Origin of the sequence: Pseudomonas cyclaminis (assembly GCF_015163715.1) — a bacterium.
GTDB lineage: Bacteria > Pseudomonadota > Gammaproteobacteria > Pseudomonadales > Pseudomonadaceae > Aquipseudomonas > Aquipseudomonas cyclaminis.
On sequence record NZ_JADDUM010000040.1, the window covers coordinates 18,793 to 36,091 of the forward strand.

The 17,299-nt window shown below is 59.5% G+C and carries 16 protein-coding genes and 1 pseudogene; 4 read left to right on the forward strand and 13 right to left on the reverse strand.

What is annotated here, in order from left to right; genetic code table 11:
* Positions 1-86: 86 nt before the first annotated feature.
* Positions 87-758: a COG3650 family protein gene (locus tag IQK56_RS06890; protein WP_122308712.1), complete on the reverse strand. Its 672-nt coding sequence runs from the start codon at positions 756-758 to the stop codon at positions 87-89.
* Between the two features lie 181 nt (positions 759-939).
* Here IQK56_RS06890 and IQK56_RS06895 point away from each other — a divergent pair, with 181 nt between their 5' ends.
* Complete coding sequence (locus tag IQK56_RS06895) at positions 940-1,320, forward strand: hypothetical protein (RefSeq protein ID WP_193863481.1); 381 nt, start codon at positions 940-942, stop codon at positions 1,318-1,320.
* On the opposite strand, the gene IQK56_RS06900 is transcribed toward IQK56_RS06895, so the two are convergent.
* Positions 1,305-1,904, reverse strand: coding sequence for a short chain dehydrogenase (locus IQK56_RS06900; RefSeq protein WP_150674767.1), 600 nt, complete (start codon positions 1,902-1,904; stop codon positions 1,305-1,307). The two genes, IQK56_RS06895 and IQK56_RS06900, sit on opposite strands and share 16 nt — an antisense overlap.
* Before the next feature lie 103 nt (positions 1,905-2,007).
* Between IQK56_RS06900 and IQK56_RS06905 the strand changes: the two genes are divergently transcribed.
* Positions 2,008-2,916, forward strand: coding sequence for a LysR family transcriptional regulator (locus tag IQK56_RS06905; RefSeq protein WP_193863483.1), 909 nt, complete (start codon positions 2,008-2,010; stop codon positions 2,914-2,916).
* Here the strand turns inward: IQK56_RS06905 and IQK56_RS06910 are convergent.
* The 9 genes and pseudogenes from IQK56_RS06910 to IQK56_RS06950 all read right to left on the reverse strand — a co-directional run bounded on the left by IQK56_RS06910 (position 2,913) and on the right by IQK56_RS06950 (position 10,522).
* Complete coding sequence (locus IQK56_RS06910) at positions 2,913-3,398, reverse strand: DoxX family protein (protein ID WP_122308704.1); 486 nt, start codon at positions 3,396-3,398, stop codon at positions 2,913-2,915. The two genes, IQK56_RS06905 and IQK56_RS06910, sit on opposite strands and share 4 nt — an antisense overlap.
* Complete coding sequence (locus IQK56_RS06915) at positions 3,395-4,171, reverse strand: HvfC/BufC N-terminal domain-containing protein (protein ID WP_193863484.1); 777 nt, start codon at positions 4,169-4,171, stop codon at positions 3,395-3,397. Before IQK56_RS06915 ends, IQK56_RS06910 begins: the two co-directional genes overlap by 4 nt.
* Positions 4,168-5,043, reverse strand: coding sequence for an MNIO family bufferin maturase (bufB, locus tag IQK56_RS06920; RefSeq protein WP_150674764.1), 876 nt, complete (start codon positions 5,041-5,043; stop codon positions 4,168-4,170). The genes IQK56_RS06915 and bufB overlap by 4 nt, the downstream gene beginning before the upstream one ends.
* A 26-nt stretch (positions 5,044-5,069) precedes the next feature.
* Entirely contained in the window at positions 5,070-5,366 is a 297-nt protein-coding gene (locus tag IQK56_RS06925; protein ID WP_122308698.1) for a BufA1 family periplasmic bufferin-type metallophore, read from the reverse strand.
* Between the two features lie 159 nt (positions 5,367-5,525).
* Positions 5,526-6,227, reverse strand: coding sequence for an ABC transporter ATP-binding protein (locus IQK56_RS06930; RefSeq protein ID WP_078731918.1), 702 nt, complete (start codon positions 6,225-6,227; stop codon positions 5,526-5,528).
* A gap of 1 nt (position 6,228) precedes the next feature.
* The gene (livG, locus tag IQK56_RS06935) at positions 6,229-6,996 is read right to left on the reverse strand and encodes a high-affinity branched-chain amino acid ABC transporter ATP-binding protein LivG (RefSeq protein WP_012722652.1); all 768 of its coding nucleotides are present in this window, start codon (positions 6,994-6,996) and stop codon (positions 6,229-6,231) included.
* A pseudogene (locus IQK56_RS06940) lies at positions 6,993-8,245 on the reverse strand (high-affinity branched-chain amino acid ABC transporter permease LivM). Before IQK56_RS06940 ends, livG begins: the two are co-directional and overlap by 4 nt.
* Entirely contained in the window at positions 8,242-9,165 is a 924-nt protein-coding gene (livH, locus tag IQK56_RS06945) for a high-affinity branched-chain amino acid ABC transporter permease LivH (protein ID WP_025855194.1), read from the reverse strand. The pseudogene IQK56_RS06940 and the gene livH overlap by 4 nt, the downstream one beginning before the upstream one ends.
* Before the next feature lie 229 nt (positions 9,166-9,394).
* Positions 9,395-10,522 carry a branched-chain amino acid ABC transporter substrate-binding protein gene (locus IQK56_RS06950; RefSeq protein ID WP_122308694.1) on the reverse strand — a complete coding sequence of 376 codons (1,128 nt, stop codon included), beginning with the start codon at positions 10,520-10,522 and terminating at the stop codon, positions 9,395-9,397.
* 341 nt (positions 10,523-10,863) lie between these two features.
* On the opposite strand from IQK56_RS06950, the gene IQK56_RS06955 reads away from it, so the two are divergent.
* Both IQK56_RS06955 and IQK56_RS06960 read left to right on the forward strand, forming a co-directional pair.
* On the forward strand, positions 10,864-11,169 hold the full coding sequence (locus IQK56_RS06955) for a DUF2288 domain-containing protein (protein ID WP_122308692.1): 306 nt from the start codon (positions 10,864-10,866) through the stop codon (positions 11,167-11,169).
* Between the two features lie 256 nt (positions 11,170-11,425).
* Positions 11,426-12,517: a hypothetical protein gene (locus IQK56_RS06960; protein ID WP_193863485.1), complete on the forward strand. Its 1,092-nt coding sequence runs from the start codon at positions 11,426-11,428 to the stop codon at positions 12,515-12,517.
* A gap of 36 nt (positions 12,518-12,553) precedes the next feature.
* Here IQK56_RS06960 and IQK56_RS06965 read toward each other — a convergent pair whose 3' ends face one another.
* Positions 12,554-14,749 carry a hypothetical protein gene (locus IQK56_RS06965; protein ID WP_193863486.1) on the reverse strand — a complete coding sequence of 732 codons (2,196 nt, stop codon included), beginning with the start codon at positions 14,747-14,749 and terminating at the stop codon, positions 12,554-12,556.
* Positions 14,750-14,951: 202 nt separating this feature from the next.
* Positions 14,952-17,216: a putative bifunctional diguanylate cyclase/phosphodiesterase gene (locus IQK56_RS06970; RefSeq protein ID WP_193901608.1), complete on the reverse strand. Its 2,265-nt coding sequence runs from the start codon at positions 17,214-17,216 to the stop codon at positions 14,952-14,954.
* Between the last annotated feature and the right edge of the window lie 83 nt (positions 17,217-17,299).

Consider the following 17,299-nt stretch of genomic DNA (forward strand, 5'->3'; position numbering starts at 1 on the left):
CGTTCGGTGAGGCCGGCGGTTTTGCAAACCGGCGATTATAAGCCCCAACCGTGGTTTCCCGTCATGCTAAAAAGCGCAGGATGCGATCAATCGTCCCGCGAACCACCGAAAGCCGCGCAGCCACGCTGGACTTGACCGTTGATCCGCAACTCGGCGGTCATGTGTTGCAGGCTGCCACTGACGCTGTCCACGCAGCGTTGCGGGGCCACCCACAGCTCGACGTGCTGGTTGTTGGCTTCGGTCATCAGGTTGAAGCGCCCGTCACCGATCTGCTCCTCTACATACGGCACCGCCAGTGGCGGCTGGCCTTCGCGCTCAAGCACCATGCCCTTGGCGGTGACGTTCATCGCCCAGGCGGGCTTGTGGCCGTTGGCGCGCAGGGTCATGCGCTTGAAGTCCGGGTCGTCGCAGGCGGAGGTCGAGCGCTCTACGCGATAGAGTTGTTGCAGGTCCACGCTGCCCTGAGTGCCACTGGCAACGCCGGAGAACTTGCCGCGCAGGTCGGCAAACAATGCACCTTGCTGACCGGCCAGGGAGGCCGCTTCCTGCAGGATGCTGGTGCCACCGGTGTCGTTGATCACATAGTTGCGTTTGTCGTTGCACGGCTGGAACAACAGCTTGCCACCGACGGCCGTGAGTTCACCCTGCATGCGGGTCAGCCCTGCGAGAGAGGGCTTCGCCGGCTCGCTTTCGAACATCTGGCAAGCGGCGAACAGGGGAAGCAAGGCAAGCAGGGCGAGGGTACGGGCGGCACGCATAAGGGGTCTCCAGACAAGTGCCACCACGTTACGCAGGCTGGCGATGCATCACAAGCCCGGACACAGTCTGAGAAAAATGTTTTCAACGCTATCGGAAGTGAGGCATCGCCAATAGAGAGATTTCCTACACTTAGGGTGGGAATACCGTGAGAGTGTCGACGCTTTTGGATGTGAAGCGGCCATGAAGATCAAATCAAGCCTCTACGTACTTCTATTCTGGACAAGTGCTGCTTTTTCAGATGATCCCGCCCGGCTCGTCTTCTCTTCAGCCAAAGACTTCACGCACATTTCGCTGGTGCTGAAAACGCCAGAGAATCCTGATCCCGCCTATGTAGAGGTGAATGTCACGTTGAGCCCGGAGGCGAAGGCAAGGACAGCAGCCACCACACTGCTTGTTTACCAGAAGTACATGACAGTCTACGTAGATGGTTATCCGCTCAATACGGCCAGGGTTCACGGGGTGCTGGGCGGGTATTTCAGGATTTCGGTGCCGCGCAAGTTGGTCCTTGAGTGGATGTCTCAGTTCGCCGGTGAGGCGGTTATCTCTCAGCCCACGAAGTAGGTCTGGCCGGTCTGCAAGCCCTCCACGCTTTTTGCGTAGGCCAGTGCCACATCAGCGCCCGGAGCCGGTTTATAGCCACGGAAATACGGTGCGTAGCTGCCCATGGCTTCCACCAGTACCGTCGGGCTGACGGCGTTGATCCGCAAGCCCCGGGGCAACTCAATGGCGGCAGCCTTCACAAAGGCGTCGATTGCACCGTTGACCAAAGCGGCCGAGGCGCCGGTACGAATCGGGTCGCGGTTGAGAATGCCGCTGGTGAAGGTGAACGAGCCTCCGTCGTTGGCGTATTCACGGCCAATCAGCAGCAGGTTGACCTGGCCCATCAGCTTGTCACGCAGGCCCAGTTCAAAGTCGCTTTCGCTCATCTCTCCCAGCGCCACAAAATTCACACTGCCAGCGGCGCAGACCAGGGCGTCGAACTTGCCGGTCTGCTCGAACAGCGTGCGGATCGACGCGCTGTCGCTGATATCCACCTGGAAGTCGCCGCTGCTGCGGCCGATGCTGATCACGTCATGACGCTGAGCCAGTTCGGTCTTGACGGCTGAACCGACGGTGCCGCTGGCGCCAATCAATAGGATTTTCATGGTGCTGTTCCTCCAGGGGTAAGTGAGGGTTCAGTCTAGAGTGGCTTTTTAAGTGGATAAACGTGCTAATAGGCAACCTTTGGTTTTCAAATGGAAACAATCCATGAGCGAGATGGATGACCTGGCGGCCTTTGCCGTACTGATCGAAGCGGGCAGCTTTACCGTGGCGGCCGAACAGCTGGGCTGCAGCAAAGGCCAGTTGTCCAAGCGCATCTCCCAGTTGGAAGCGCAGTTCTGCGTTGTGTTGTTGCACCGCACCACACGCAAGCTCAGCCTGACGGCCGCCGGCGCGGCCTTGCTGCCGCAGGCCCAGGCGTTGGTGGTGCAAGTAGAACGTGCGCGTCAGGCATTGGCGCGGCTCAAGGACGATCTGTCCGGGCCGGTGCGTATGACGGTTCCTGTTTCATTAGGCGAAACCTTCTTCGATGGCTTGTTGCTGGAGTTTTCCAGGCAGTATCCCCAGATGCAGATCGAGCTTGAGCTCAACAACAGCTACCGGGACCTGGCGCGGGACGGTTTTGACTTGGGGGTGCGTTCTGGGGCGATTGAAAACGAGCGTCTGGTGGCCAAGCCTTTGCTGGCCTGGCATGAGATGACCTGCGCCAGCCCCGCCTATCTGGAACAGCACGGCGAACCACTGACCCCGGCGGATCTTGCGGCGCACACCTGCTTGCTCAACAGCCACTACAGCGGCCGTGAGGAATGGCTGTATCACCAGCAGCACGAGTTGTTGCGGGTCAGGGTCAGTGGCACGTTCGCTTCCAACCACTACAACCTGTTGAAGAAGGCCGCGCTGGTAGGTGCCGGAATCGCCCGGCTGCCGTCCTACGTACTGCATTCGGAATTGGCTGACGGCCGATTGCGCTGGCTCCTGCGCGATTACCAGACGCGAAGCCTGCCGATGTACCTGGTTCACCCTTATCAAGGCGGCCTGCCCAGGCGTACCCAGGTACTGGCTGACTACCTGGTGGACTGGTTCAAGCGCAGCGGCGAGGCGCTGGATCGGCTTTAACGGGAGCGGCGGGCGATCAAGTGGTCGATGGACAAACAGCCTGGCCCCTTGGCAACCAACAGCAACAACAAGGCAAGCCACGTGCCGTGGGTGGGGTAGGCGTCCGGGTAGACGAACAATTGAATAACCAACGTCATGCCGATCAAGGCCAGGGCCGAGAATCGTGTGGCGAACCCCACCACGATCAGCACCGGGAAAAAGTGCTCGGCAAATGCCGCCATATGCGCGGCCACTTCCGGCGACAGCAACGGCACGTGGTACTCACTGCGAAACAGCGGCAATGTCGACGCGGCGAGTTTGGGTACGCCGAGCTGGAACGTGCCGCTGATCAGGTCTATCGCGAAACCTTCGACCTTGGTTTGCCCGGATTTCCAGAACACGGCTGCAATGGAGAACCGCGCAATAAACGCGATCAGGCTGTAGGGGATTTTCTCGAAAAGCACGATGGCCCGTCTGATCAGGCACGAAGGGGTGGTGTTCATGGCGATACCTTTTGTTCTGGGAGCAGGTGAGTGATGGCGTCGTGGTTGATCAGCAGTGACAGGCACTGGTGCAGGTCAAACTCGGCGCAGGCCTCAAGGGCGTCTGCCACGGCCGTTTCCAATGCAGCGCCGTGGATCAGGCTATTGATAAACGCGACCGAGCCGCCGTCGATGGCGAAGACCTTGACGCTCAGTCCGTGGCGCAGCACCAGTGCACTTTGTGCGTGCCAGGGATCAAGGGTGGCCAGGGCGCCCTCGGTCTGGTGCGCCGCCCAAACTGCGACCACGGCGTAGTCGCAGTTCAAGGTGGCGAGGGAGGGGTGCAGTTGCAGGCGCAATGCACCCAGCGCCGTTTGGGCCTGCAGGTTTTGCAGGACGAGCTGCTGATTAGCCGACGGCGTATCCGCTGCGTGATAGGCACGAACCCGCAGGCGTTCCAAACGGGCCACATCGGCCAGGTAAGGCACGCTGGCGGCGGGTTCGAAACCCTGGATGAAGTCGGCGAATGTGCTGCCGTAGTCGCTCATCAACGGGCTGGCGGGTGGTGACGCCTGGACGTAAACGCTGGCCATTGCGCGGAAAAATTCATCACCTACCAGTTGCATCGTTACGGGGTACGCCGTGGCCAGTGCATTGATCAGTGCGCTGTGGACGTTGTTGCGATACACCGCAAAACGACTGGTCGGGTCGGCGCCGTTATTGCTGAACAGGCCGTCCGGGCAGGGCTGATCGGGCGCCAGCAAGGCGCTGGTGAATGCGTCGTGAAGGCTCATGGGCGGACCTGGGATAAATAACGTTCGGCCTGATGGGCTTCAGCGTGCAATACGTTGAAGGCCGGCACTTGGTTGTCACGCTCAATCAGGGTGGCGACCGGGCCCGTGCGTGTGAGCACCTGCTCGTAAAGCTGCCACACCCTGTTGTCGATGGGGGCACCGTGGTCATCTATCAGCAGGCGATCACCCAGGCTGTCGGTGTCTTCGGCAAAACCTGCCAGATGAATCTCGCCCACGGCGTGCAACGGCAGGGCGTCGATGTAGGCCATCGGGTCGCGTTGGTGATTGATGCATGACACGTAGACGTTATTCACGTCCAGCAGCAAGCCGCAGCCGGTGCGGCGGATGATCTCGCTGATGAAGTCGGTCTCGTCCAGGGTGGAGCGCTGGAACTGCAGGTAGGTCGACGGATTCTCCAGCAACATCGGCCGCTTGAGGGTGCTCTGCACCTGATCGACGTGTTCGCAGACCCGGTTCAGGGTGCCGGCGTCGTAGGCCAGGGGCAGCAAGTCATTGAGAAACACCGGGCCGTGGCTGGACCAGGCCAGGTGTTCGGAAAAAGAATGGGGTTGGTAGCGTTCGATCAGCGCCGCAAGTCGTGCCAGATGCTCACGGTTGAGCGGGCCTTCGCCGCCGATGGACAGGCCCACGCCGTGCAGCGACAGCGGGTACTGTTGGCGAATCAACCCCAGGTAATGATGGAAAGGGCCGCCGGCGACCATGTAGTTCTCGGCGTGCACTTCAAAAAAACCGATATCGGGAAGGGTCTGGAGCACTTCGTTGAAGTGCTCGCTCTTGAGCCCCAGCCCGGCCCTGGAGGGAAGGCCGGGCGCCTGAGCCGTTGAGACCTTGTGCAGAGTGGAAAGCGTCATCGTCCGTACTCAGGCTGTGCGGGGTTTCAGGACTTGGCGGTGAAGGCCGCTTCCTGGCCGAAGCCGGTCGGCGAGGTGGAGCTTGGGGTTTGGGTGCAGGTGCCGGCAGGGACCAGCTTCCAGGCGTTGGCCTGGTCCTTGGTTTTGGAGGTGCCGGCACAGGAAGTGCCCGCGCCTGCGGCGCAATCGTTCTTGCCGGCTTCTGCGACGCCGAAGCATTTCTGCATGTCGTCAGCGGCGTGGGCGCTGGTGGTCAGGGCGGACAGGCTCAGGGCGGAACCCAGGGCCAGGATGAGGGCGGAGGCGGACAGTTTGGTGGTCATGGTGTATCTCCAGCAGTGGTTGTGTGGGCAGGCTTGAATGCCTGCATGCACCACTAGAGATGGGAGGACGATGTTCGTTACAAGGTCAGGCGAAATAATTTCAAACAGCGCAAAAAAAAGTGGGAGGGGGCCAGCCCCCTCCCACTTTTTTGACCCGGTTTAACCGCCCAGGTAGGCCTCACGTACTTTCGGATCCGTCAGCAACTGCTCACCGGTGCCCTGCATCACCACCCGACCGTTTTCCAATACATAGGCGCGGTCGGCGATTTTCAGCGCCTGGTTGGCGTTCTGTTCCACCAAAAACACGGTCACACCGTCTTTGCGCAGCTGTTCGATGATGTCGAAAATCTGCTGGATGATGATCGGTGCCAGGCCCAGGGACGGTTCGTCCAGGAGCAGCAGCTTGGGCTTGCTCATCAGCGCCCGGCCGATGGCGAGCATTTGCTGCTCGCCGCCGGACATGGTGCCGCCGCGCTGGCTGAAGCGTTCCTTGAGCCTTGGAAACAGGTGCAGCACTTTGTCCATCTGCTCCTGGTAGTCGCCCTTGTCGGTGAAGAACCCGCCCATGGCGAGGTTCTCTTCGACGGTCAGGCGCGAGAACACGCGGCGGCCTTCCGGCACTACCGCGATGCTCTTGCGCATGATGTGCGACGACTCCTGGCCCACCAGTTCTTCACCCATGTAGCGGATGCTGCCGCTGTGGGCCTGGGGTGAACCGCACAAGGTCATCAGCAAGGTGGACTTGCCGGCGCCGTTGGCGCCGATCAGGGTCACGATTTCACCCTGGCGCACTTCCACATTGACGCTGTGCAGGGCCTGGATCTTGCCGTAGAAAGTGGAAACGTTTTCGAATTGCAGCATTTTACGCTTCCCCCAAATAGGCTTTGATCACTTCAGGATTGTCGCGGATCTGCTCCGGCGTCCCGTCGGCCAGCGGCGTACCCTGGTTGATCACCACGATGTGGTCGGAAATGCTCATGACCAGTTTCATGTCGTGTTCGATCAACAGCACCGTGGCGTTGTTTTCCTCACGCAGCACGCCGATCAGCGCCTTGAGGTCTTCGGTTTCCTTGGGGTTCAGGCCGGCCGCTGGTTCGTCGAGCATGAGGATCCGCGGGCGGGTCATCATGCAGCGGGCGATTTCCAGGCGACGTTGCTGACCATAGGCCAGGGTGCCGGCAGGGCGGTTGGCGAACTCGGTCAAGTTGACCTTGTCCAGCCAGTACTCCGCGTATTCCATGGCCTCGCGCTCGCTTTTGCGGAACGCCGGGGTCTTGAACAGGCCTGCAAAGAAGTTGGTGTTCAGGTGACGGTGTTGGGCGATCAACAGGTTCTCGACCGCCGTCATGTCCTTGAACAAGCGCACGTTCTGGAAGGTCCGCACCACGCCCTTGCGGGCGATCTCGTGACCGGCCAGGCCCTGGATCGGCTGGCCGTCCAGCAGGATGCTGCCACCGCTCGGCTTGTAGAAGCCGGTCAGGCAGTTGAACACCGTGGTCTTGCCGGCGCCGTTGGGGCCGATCAATGCCACTACCTGTTTCTCCTTGACGGTCAGGGCCACGCCATTGACCGCCAGCAAACCGCCAAAGCGCATGCTCAGATTTTCGACTTTCAGGATCTCGCGGCTCATTTGCGCAGCTCCATGTGTGGACGTTGCATGGGCAGCAGGCCTTGAGGACGCCAGATCATCATCAGCACCATCATGGCGCCGAACATCAACATGCGGTATTCGCTGAACTCACGCATCATTTCCGGCAGCAGGATCATCACGATGGCCGCCAGGATCACGCCCAGTTGCGAGCCCATGCCACCCAGTACCACGATGGCGAGGATGATCGCCGACTCGATAAAGGTGAACGACTCCGGGGTGACCAGGCCTTGGCGCGCAGCAAAGAAGCTGCCGGCGAAACCGGCGAACGCGGCACCGAGGGTAAAGGCGGAGAGCTTGATGATGGTCGGGTTCAGGCCCAGGGCGCGGCAGGCGATCTCATCTTCGCGCAGCGCTTCCCATGCACGGCCAATCGGCATGCGCAGCAAGCGGTTGATCACGAACAGTGCTGCCAGTGCCAGCAACAGCGCGACCAGATACAGGAACACCACTTTGCTCACCGGGTTGTAGGCAATCCCGAAGTACTCGTGGAAAGTCTGCATGCCCTCGGCGGCGGTGCGGTCGAACGACAGCCCGAAGAACGTTGGCTTGGGGATGCTGCTGATGCCGTTGGGCCGCCGGTGATGTCCGTGAGGTTACGCAGGAACAGGCGGATGATTTCCCCGAAGCCCAGCGTCACGATGGCCAGGTAGTCACCGCGCAGGCGCAGCACCGGGAAGCCCAGCAGGAAGCCGAACGTGGCCGCCGCCATGCCGGCCAGCGGCAGGCAGATCCAGAAGCTCCAGCCCAGGTAGTGCGAGAGCAGCGCATAGGTATAGGCACCCACGGCGTAGAAGCCCACATAGCCCAGGTCGAGCAGGCCGGCGAGGCCCACCACGATGTTCAGGCCCAGGCCCAGCAGCACGTAGATCAGGATCAGGGTGGCGATGTCCACCGCCCCACGCGAGCCGAAGAAGGGCCAGATCAATGCGGCCACGATCAGGCCGATGATGATGTAGCGCTGGGTGCGCGGCAGGGTCAGGAATTGGCTGACCTTGGGCGATACCAGCGGGCCGCGGTTGCTCTTGAGCAAGGCACCGACCTGATCGCTGAACAGCACGCGCAGGAACATCAGCACCGAGCACAGGGCAATGATGGTCAGGGTCACGGGACCGGTGCCATGCACTTCCAGGTTGATGCCGACAATGCTCAGCTTGAGGCCGAGTACCGGGAAGGCCACGGCCCATACCAGCAAGGCGCTGAAAAACGCCGATTTAAGATATCTGCTCATACTTTCTCAACCTCCGGACGGCCCAGGATGCCGGTCGGACGGAACAACAGCACCAGAACCAACAGGCCGAACGCGACGACGTCCTTGTATTGGTCGCCGAAGATATCGGCACCAAACGCCTCGGCCACACCCAGCACCAGCCCGCCGAGCATCGCGCCCGGGATACTGCCGATACCGCCCAATACCGCCGCGGTAAAGGCCTTGAGCCCTACCAGGAAACCGGCGTTGGGGTTGATCACGCCGTACTGCATGCTCAGCAGCACCGCCGCAACAGCGGCCAGCGCGGCACCGATCACGAAGGTCAGGGCGATGATGTTGTTGGTGTTGATGCCCAGCAGGTTGGCCATCTTGATGTCTTCGGCGCAGGCCCTGCAGGCGCGCCCCAGACGGGAGCGGGAGATGAACAGGGTCAGGCCCAGCATCGCCACCAGTGTGACGACGAAAACCAGGACCTGCATGTACGAAATCAGCACTTCTTGTGCGCCACCCGGGCCGAAGGAGAAGCTCCCCGGAATCAGGTTGGGAATGGACTTGTCCTTGGAATCCTGGGACAGCAATACGGTGTTCTGCAGGAAAATCGACATGCCGATGGCGGAAATCAGCGGGATCAGGCGGTTGCTGCCACGCAAGGGACGGTAGGCAACGCGCTCGATACTGTAGCCATAGGCACTGGTCACGATGATCGATGCAAGGAACGCAGCGGTCATCAACAGCGGCAGGGAGTGGATACCCATCATGGCCAGCCCGGCAAGGGCGATGAAGGCCACGTAGGAACCAATCATGTACACCTCGCCATGGGCGAAGTTGATCATTCCAATGATGCCGTAAACCATTGTGTAGCCAATGGCTATCAAGGCATAGGTGCTGCCAACGGTCATCCCGTTAACCAGCGTTTGGAAAAAATGATAGATCTCAGGCATTACAGCGCTCCTAAAAACCCGATACGCATTTCACTGGTGGAGTCATGTTCCGGCCCTGTGCTGTGTTCTGTGAGCACATTTGCACAAAGCGTTTGCCAGCGAACCGCTGGTGACGGTTTTAAGATTTTCAGGTGAGCCAGCGCCCGGATCGCGGGTGACAGGCCCATAAACCTCGTAAAACAAAGCCCACTGCTCTCACAGTGGGCTTGTTGGACCAGTAACGCCTGGCTTACTGAGGGGAAACTTCGGTTTTTGGTTTGCCGAAGTGCCATTCGTAGACCACGAATTTGAAGTCCTTCAGGTCACCCTTGGCGTCGAAACTCAGTTCGCCGGTTGGGGTCTTGAAGGTGCCTGCGTGGATGGCCGCAGCCACTTTGGCGGTGTCTTCGCTCTTCGCGGCAGCGATACCACCGGCGATCACTTCAACAGCCGAGTAGGCCGGGAACACGAACGGACCGGTTGGGTCCTGCTTGTTCTTGGTGAACTCTTCAACGATGGCCTTGTTGGCCGGATCGGTGTCGAAAGACTTCGGCAGGGTCACCAGCAGACCTTCGGAAGCGTTCTGGGCGATTTGCGAGATGGAGTCGTTGCCGACGCCTTCAGGGCCCATGAACTTGGCGTTCACGCCTTTTTCCTTGGCTTGGCGCAGGATCAGGCCCAGCTCAGGGTGGTAGCCACCGTAGTAGACGAAGTCGACGTTGGCTTGCTTGAGCTTCTGGATCAGGGAGCCGAAGTCCTTGTCGCCAGCGTTGATGCCTTCGAAGAGGGCAACTTTCACGCCTTTCTTCTCGAGAGTCTGTTTAACGGCGGTGGCGATGCCTTCACCGTATTGCTGCTTGTCGTGGATGACAGCAACGACTTTGGGCTTCACGTGGTCGGCAATGTAGTTGCCGGCCGCTGGGCCCTGGGCGCTGTCCAGGCCGATGGTGCGGAACACCAGCTTATAGCCACGGGAAGTGATTTCCGGGCTGGTGGCCGCCGGGGTGATCATGATCACGCCTTCGTCTTCATAGATGTCGGACGCTGGCTGAGTGGAGCTGGAGCAGAGGTGACCGACCACGAACTTGACGCCGTCGTTGACCACTTTGTTGGCAACGGCCACGGCTTGTTTAGGGTCGCAAGCGTCGTCGTATTCCTTGGCTTCAAGCATTTTGCCGTCGACGCCGCCTTTGGCGTTGATGTCGGCGATTGCCTGCTTGGCACCCATGAATTGCATGTCGCCGTATTGCGTTACAGGACCAGTCTTCGGACCGGCGATGCCGATCTTGATGGTGTCAGCTGCGAACGAATGGCCGGCAACCCCAGCCAGGACCATAGCGGCAAACAGTTTGGAAATCTGCTTAGTAGCCTTATTCATAGTGCTCCACTCTTACTGTTGTATTTTTTATAGTTCTAGCGGCCTTGTGAGCTGCAGAACCGGATCAGATATCTCGGATATCCCCCCGGCCGTGCCCTGGCAACTGTACCGGTACAGTGTAGAGCGCCGGTTCATCGCTTGAAAAGCTGGCTGCTGGGGGCAAAACCGGGGTGTGTCGCTTTAATGAAAGAAAAAGACAGAATTGCGGCGGGGTGATGCCAGAGTTTCGGGCAATCCTTGGCTTTCCTGACACTTTCTATCGATGACTCATTTGCAACTGGGTTTTTCTACCTCGGCCGCGACGTTATGATTGCGCCGATTTTTTCCCAAGGTGAATTCCCATGACGCAAGAACCTAGCACCCTCTATGCCAAGCTGCTCGGTGAAACCGCCGAAATTTCCTGGAAGGAGCTTGAGCCGTTCTTTGCCAAGGGTGCCCTATTGTGGGTCGACGCCGGTCTGGATTTGATCGAAGCCGCCGAGGGAATGGCCGAGGACAACCGTGACAAAGTCGCTGCCTGGCTGGCCTCAGGTAGCCTGGGCGAGGTGTCTGCAACGCGGGCATTGGACCTTGTGGAGCGTGACCCGGGCTTGTGGGCGGTGGTGGTTTCGCCTTGGATACTGATCCAGGAAAGGGCGCCTCAATAGGCCTAAGCACCAAAACGGTGCGCGTTATCCCGCCGCAAAAGTGTGTAGCCGAGTAACCGCAGGCGCCGTGATGGCATGTTGCCGTGAAGAAAGGTCACAGCCCAGGGTGACGTGCGCGTCATGGGAACAGTTTTCCCGTGGGCGAACGGCTGGGAGAATTGTTTCTCGGTGTTAATAAAGGAGGTTGGATGTCAGAACATTCCGTAGGAGACGGTGAATTCCGGTAAAGTTCGCCGCTTGTTACCCGGAGCTAGTTATGCCGTCAGCGCTGCCCCCTTTAACCAAGCCCTCGCACCAACTGCTTTACCTTATCTACGGTAATCAGGACGTTTATCGGCGCGAAGCCAAGTTCAGCATCCTCACCGCCTTGTCCCGGCTGAAAGCGGACGAGTCGCTGTGCATCCGGGTCATGACCGATCGCCCCCAGGACTACCTCGGCTGGCCGGTTGAAACCATCACCCTGGATGAACAGACCCTGACCCAATGGCAGGGTGAAAATGGCTATACCCACCGCCGCAAGGCCTGCGCGATTGCCCATGGGCTGACGCTGGCGGACAAAACCCTGTTCGTCGACACCGACACCCTGTTCCTCAAATCCCCCCATCGCGTGTTCGAACTGATCGAGCCGGGCCAGTACGTCATGGATGGCTTCGAGTACGACTGGAGTTACGTCTGCCAGCGTGCGGACTACCTCAAGCTGGGCGAACACCTACGGGCCCATGGCATCTGCGCCGAGAACAGCTTCAAGCTCTACAACAGTGGCCTGTGCGGTGTGCGCGCCAGTGATGCGCCGCTGCTCGAAGCGTCCATCCGCCTGATCGACGAGTGGACCCAGCACACGTTCGATATCCATACCATCGAGCAAATCGCGATTTCCTTTGCGATGCGCGACCAGAAGGTGCGCGAGGCGCGCAAGTTCGTGCATCACTACTTTGCCGACAAGCGCTTCTTCCATGCCATGCAGGCGCACTTCTTCACCCTGCACGGTGAGGTATTCGGCCCTGAGCTGGTAGCGCGTTGCCTGGATGTGCCGCAGGTCAAGCCCGTGCCGTCGCCCTGGCAGCGGCTGCGTATCAAATGGAAGCTGCGCAATCAGCGCAAACACGTCAAAAAGGTCGGCCGCGATCTGCTCTACGGCAGTTCGGCGCCTGAGCATCCGTACTACGACGTGTGCCGACATGGCTGGTGGGAATCGGCATCGCGGGAGATTCGTGGCTGGAATGAGGCCGAGCAGAAGCGGTTTTTCGGTGCGAAAGACGCCGGCTGGCCGAAGCATATCCCCCGGCCTGCCAAGCGCGCTGACGAAAAGACCATCCTCGCGTTCCTGCGCCAACGCATGACGCACTGAGGCTGCGACGGCGCCACGCGGCGCCGTCGCACAGTGCTAGGCGGTTTTGCCGGTGTGGTTATTCAACGAAATAACCTTGGTCTTGCCGATACGGTGACGGTAGATCTCGCGCAGGTACTTGATCGCTTTCTTCACGCAGTCCCGTGACAGACGAATGTCATTGATCGACACGAACTTGTCTTTGTCGTTGATCAACTCGCGGTACTTCTTCTCATACATCGGCTTGATCGCGTACCAGTTGGTGTCGAGGATCTTCGCCGGGTTTTCAAACTCGTTGAGCAACTCGTCGATCCGGTCTTCGTCGAAGTCCTCGTGGATGATGAAGTCCAGCATCGAGTTGTCCAGGGTGTCGTCGAAGCGGTAAGGGTTGCGTGCGAAGCAGCGTTTGATAAAGGCCACGATCAGCGTCAGGAAGTCATCCGACAGGCACGGGCTCTTGGCGATCAAGGTGGTCAGCGACAGGTTGGCCGAAGCGCCGATCACCAGGGCATAACGCTTGAGGGTGGTGTTGGGGAACAGGCTGTTGAGGTGAGTCTTGAGCCGGTTCAGGTCCATGTAGGACAGCTTGTAGTCCTTGGGCAGCGAGACAATGGACACCACCGACGAGCAGTTCTTGAAGAAGTGCAGGTCGTGCAGCGCCGCCGCGTCATAGCCGGAGTTCTTGTACTGCTCCAGGGACGCCTTGTAGCGCTTGGACTCGATCGGCAACAGGCTGATGCCTTCGATGGCCTGGGTGACCTTGTTGAAGTGCGGCAGGTCGATGGAGCGGAAGAACAGGTCGTCGATGTTCAGGCGTTGCGGCTCTTTTTCGAAGACTTTGAACTTGTCATTCGATGGCACCGGGGTTTCCGGCACCACAGACTCGGCGTAGGCAATCGCCACCGGGCCGGCCAGGCTCATGAACAGGTCGTTGGCGTCCAGGCGGATAGTCTCCCCAATGTCGATCCCGGCGCGACGGAAGTAGTTCTGGTCGTAGTCGGTGGTCACGGCCTGGGCAGTGAGGATGTTGAAGATCTGCTGGGAGATGTACTGGTTGGCGTGTTTTTCCATGGCATTGACGTCAATGTTCTGGATGTTGCCGTCATCGCTTTCTTCGGCGTAACGCATGATGTCGTTGGAGATCAGCATCATCGCGTTCCACGGGCGGATACGCCCCTTCACGCTGGCTTCGCTGCTGTCCTCGTTGTCGAAGTTGTACGAGAAGTCCCATTCTTCCGACAGGTATTTACACAGAAGCCGTCCGGCATTGATGTGCAGCGCTTCGGACATTTCGCTGCGGTGATCGGAAATATTCGGCAGCACGCAAATGCCGCTGGTGAAGATCGGCTCGAAGACGAAAGCGTGGCCACTCTTGCTGTCGTGCTCGTCGGCGGGCTTGGTGTCGAACGTCTTGTTCATGTACGAGTGCTGCTGGGCCAGGCCGAATTCCGAGGCCATGCCCGAGCCGGTACCGCCACCGGCGCTGAAGATCGAAAAATACAGGCGCGACTGGTTGGCCTTGATACCGCAGGAGTCGATCAGGTACGAGTGGATCATTTTCCAGTCAGGGCTGGAAAAACGCTGGGTATCTTTATTGAGGATGATCTTGGCCAGGTACTGGCCGAGGATCGGCGCATTACCGGCGCCGCCGGCATGGACTTCCGACAGGTCCATGATTTTCATCTTGCTGTAATCGCGCAGGAAGCCGCTTTTTTCGCTCTTGCGCGAGAAGCGGATCCGTCCGGCAATGTCCTTGTCCAGGTCGCCGAGCATCACCAGCGGTTCCACCAGGAACACCGGCTTGCTGGTCTTGCCGCCCCCCAGGCGCAGGTTATTGCGGATCCACTGGGTGGGGCTGTAACCCTTGTCCAGAGGGCTCTTTTTAAATTGAAGCTTGTCTTCGTTGCTGAATTCGTTCAGGTAGAACTTGCGCGCGTTGTACACCAATTCCGCCACGTCCAGCGCAATGTTCGAACCGCAGCGCCCCAAGCCGATCAGGCACACCGACGGGAATTCCTGCTCGCTGCGCTGCTCGCCGTCGATTTCCAGCTGAGGCGGGCGCGGGAACACCATGTCGCGCAGGCCATCGAGGTTATCGAGGATGCGATCGGTATTGGTCTCGGTGAAGTACAGGTATTGCTGGGTGGACAACGGGCGGGCGCTGCTCGATGACTTTGAACCTGAGGGTTTTTCCGCAGGAGCTGTGGGCAACACGTCGGATACCACGGTGGCAGAGTTATTTTTAGAAGTCATGGTGCGCCATGTGCCTGGGCGGATGGCTGAAAGAATAAAACGGCCATCACGGAGTGGGAGTTCGCGACTTTGCAGTGCGTCCTTGTCCGGGATGATCGGGTTTGACCCTGTGTGTTCAGGACAAACCTGGCCGGACTCTGATGAATCGGCCGTTTGTCGGGAATCTTGAGGTAAATGATGGCGAAATGCCAAAGATTCGGCGTCAGCGAATTGGCCTGACGATGGAGGGCGGGCCTGAGCGCGCCGGGGAAGGTTCTTTCGACGGGCTGGTGTCCTTGGCCGCCGTGCCGCTGAACGCAGCGAGCGGGTTGCGCATATCGATACCCTGCATCACGCCGATAATGTCATTGGCGGGCACCGCCGGGCTCAGCAAGTAGCCCTGGACGTAATCACAGCCGTGCTTGAGCAGCAAGTCGAACTGGGCCTGGGTTTCCACACCTTCTGTCACCACCTGCAAGTGCAGGGTATGGGCCATGCCGATGATCGCCTGGACGATCTCGATATCGGCGGTCGACTTGGGAATGTCCTGGATAAACGAACGATCGATTTTCAGCGTGTTGAGCGGCAGGCGCTTAAGGTAGGCGAGGGAAGAGTAGCCGGTGCCGAAGTCGTCGATGGACAGCGACACACCCAGCGCCCGTATTTGCCGCAACAGCGCCAGGGTGCTGCTGATGTTGCCCATCAGCGCATTTTCAGTCACCTCCAGTTCCAGGCGGTTGGCGCCGATTCCGCTGAAGCGCAGGGCATCTTCGATCTCATCGGCCAGTTCGTCGCGGGCCAGGTTCAGGGCCGAGCAATTCACGGTCATAGTCAGGTCGGTATAGCCTCGGTCGCAGAGCAGCCTCAAGTCGTGGCAGGCCTGGCGCAGTACCCAGTGGTCGAGGTCGGCGATCAGCCCGTTGCTTTCGGCAATCGCGATAAACCGGTCCGGGGCCAGCAGACCATGTTGAGGATGTTGCCAGCGCACCAAGGCTTCCAGGCGCGTGACCTTGCCCAGTTTCATGTCAAAGATCGGTTGGTAGAACAGCACCAGTTGGTTCTGGGTGCGTAGGGCGCTGCGCAGTTCTTCTTCCAATTGCAGTTCGAGGAAGGCCCTGGTTTTCAGGTTGGAGCTGAAGAAGTTCAAACTGTTACGTCCCGTGTCTTTGGACTGGTATAGCGCCAGGTCGGCGGTCTTCAGCAGTTCTTCGCAGGTCGCACCGTCATCGGGAAACAGGCTGATACCGATGCTGGTGGTCATTACCATGCGGCGGCCGGCCAGTTCGATGGGCTCCTTCATTTTCTGCATGATGCGCTGGGCCAGGTGCCGCGCTTCGTCGCGGTGGTGGACGCTGATCAGGATGCAGAACTCATCGCCGCCAAACCGGGCGACCACGTCTGCATGGCTGCGCACCGAGCCTTTGATATGGCTGGCGAGTACGGTGAGCAATTGATCGCCGGCGTCATGGCCGAGGCTGTCGTTGATGCGCTTGAAGTGGTCGATATCCAGGAAGATCACCGCCATCATGCCGTTTGAGGCGGTCTTTTCGGCGATTTTTTCCGCAAAGATCTGATTGAAACCCCGGCGATTGAGCAGGCTGGTCAGGGCATCGTAATGGGCCACCTGTTGCAGGGAGGCGCGTGCCTGGTCCAGTTCGCTGAGCAGCGCGTTGACCCGTCGCAGGTCGCGTTCCTTGTGTTGCAGCTTCTTGTCCGCCAGGGCCGCACTGATGCTGCTGCCGATGACCAATAGGGTGATCACGGCGACCGACAGACCCAGTTGGATGGGGTTGTTGTCCTGCGTCAATGAAAGGTCGGCGCCCGTGGGCACGATCAGTTGCATCGCCGCCATGCCGGTAAAATGCATGCTCAGAATGCCCGCGCCCAGCACCAGGCTGGCGGCGTATTTGAGCAGTTGATGAAAGACCCCGGCGCCGGTGCGCAGGTAGCTGGACAGCAACAACGCCGCCAGACTGGCGCTCATGGCGATGCCCATCGAAGCAAAGAACAGCCCCGACTCGAAGTACATCTGAGCCTGGGAGCGCATGGCCGACATGCCGACGTAGTGCATCAGGGCGATGCCAAACCCCATCCACACCGCCGCCAGCAGGTACTGGTGCAAGCGCACGTTGGTATGACTGAGGGTTTTCATGGCGAACAACGAGGCGATCAGGGCGATCAGCAGCGACGCGAACGTGGTGATCAGTTCGTAGTGAATGGCAATGGGAGCCTGGAAGGCCAGCATGCTGATGAAGTGGGTGGACCAGATGCCACCCGCCAGGCATCCGGCACCCAGCCAGCGCCAGTGGCGGCGCGCGGTGGGGTCTTCGACATGGCCCACGCGTTCGGCCATGTCCAGCGTGCCGAACCCCGCCGCACAGGCGACCAGGTAGGCCAGTAGCACCAGGAAAGGGTTATGACTGCAATTGAGTAATAAGTGCCCGTTCTCTGGAAGGTCGGTAAAGAAGTGCAGACCCAGCCATTCCATAGCATGTCCTGTCATAGCGTCACGTCACAGCCTACGGCAGTGACCTATGAGGTCGAGTATAGAAGCCTCGAAGGATTTGCCAG

Excerpts from the sequence above, each read along its gene's own strand:
- IQK56_RS06915 (WP_193863484.1), bottom strand. The coding sequence starts at position 4,171 with ATGAGCCTTCACGACGCATTCACCAGCGCCTTGCTGGCGCCCGATCAG.
- livH (WP_025855194.1), bottom strand. The coding sequence starts at position 9,165 with ATGCCTGAGATCTATCATTTTTTCCAAACGCTGGTTAACGGGATGACC.
- IQK56_RS06965 (WP_193863486.1), bottom strand. The coding sequence starts at position 14,749 with ATGACTTCTAAAAATAACTCTGCCACCGTGGTATCCGACGTGTTGCCC.
- IQK56_RS06950 (WP_122308694.1), bottom strand. The coding sequence starts at position 10,522 with ATGAATAAGGCTACTAAGCAGATTTCCAAACTGTTTGCCGCTATGGTC.
- bufB (WP_150674764.1), bottom strand. The coding sequence starts at position 5,043 with ATGACGCTTTCCACTCTGCACAAGGTCTCAACGGCTCAGGCGCCCGGC.
- IQK56_RS06900 (WP_150674767.1), bottom strand. The coding sequence starts at position 1,904 with ATGAAAATCCTATTGATTGGCGCCAGCGGCACCGTCGGTTCAGCCGTC.
- IQK56_RS06910 (WP_122308704.1), bottom strand. The coding sequence starts at position 3,398 with ATGAACACCACCCCTTCGTGCCTGATCAGACGGGCCATCGTGCTTTTC.
- IQK56_RS06895 (WP_193863481.1), top strand. The coding sequence starts at position 940 with ATGAAGATCAAATCAAGCCTCTACGTACTTCTATTCTGGACAAGTGCT.
- IQK56_RS06890 (WP_122308712.1), bottom strand. The coding sequence starts at position 758 with ATGCGTGCCGCCCGTACCCTCGCCCTGCTTGCCTTGCTTCCCCTGTTC.
- IQK56_RS06960 (WP_193863485.1), top strand. The coding sequence starts at position 11,426 with ATGCCGTCAGCGCTGCCCCCTTTAACCAAGCCCTCGCACCAACTGCTT.
- IQK56_RS06930 (WP_078731918.1), bottom strand. The coding sequence starts at position 6,227 with ATGCTGCAATTCGAAAACGTTTCCACTTTCTACGGCAAGATCCAGGCC.
- IQK56_RS06970 (WP_193901608.1), bottom strand. The coding sequence starts at position 17,216 with ATGGAATGGCTGGGTCTGCACTTCTTTACCGACCTTCCAGAGAACGGG.
- IQK56_RS06955 (WP_122308692.1), top strand. The coding sequence starts at position 10,864 with ATGACGCAAGAACCTAGCACCCTCTATGCCAAGCTGCTCGGTGAAACC.
- IQK56_RS06925 (WP_122308698.1), bottom strand. The coding sequence starts at position 5,366 with ATGACCACCAAACTGTCCGCCTCCGCCCTCATCCTGGCCCTGGGTTCC.
- livG (WP_012722652.1), bottom strand. The coding sequence starts at position 6,996 with ATGAGCCGCGAGATCCTGAAAGTCGAAAATCTGAGCATGCGCTTTGGC.
- IQK56_RS06905 (WP_193863483.1), top strand. The coding sequence starts at position 2,008 with ATGAGCGAGATGGATGACCTGGCGGCCTTTGCCGTACTGATCGAAGCG.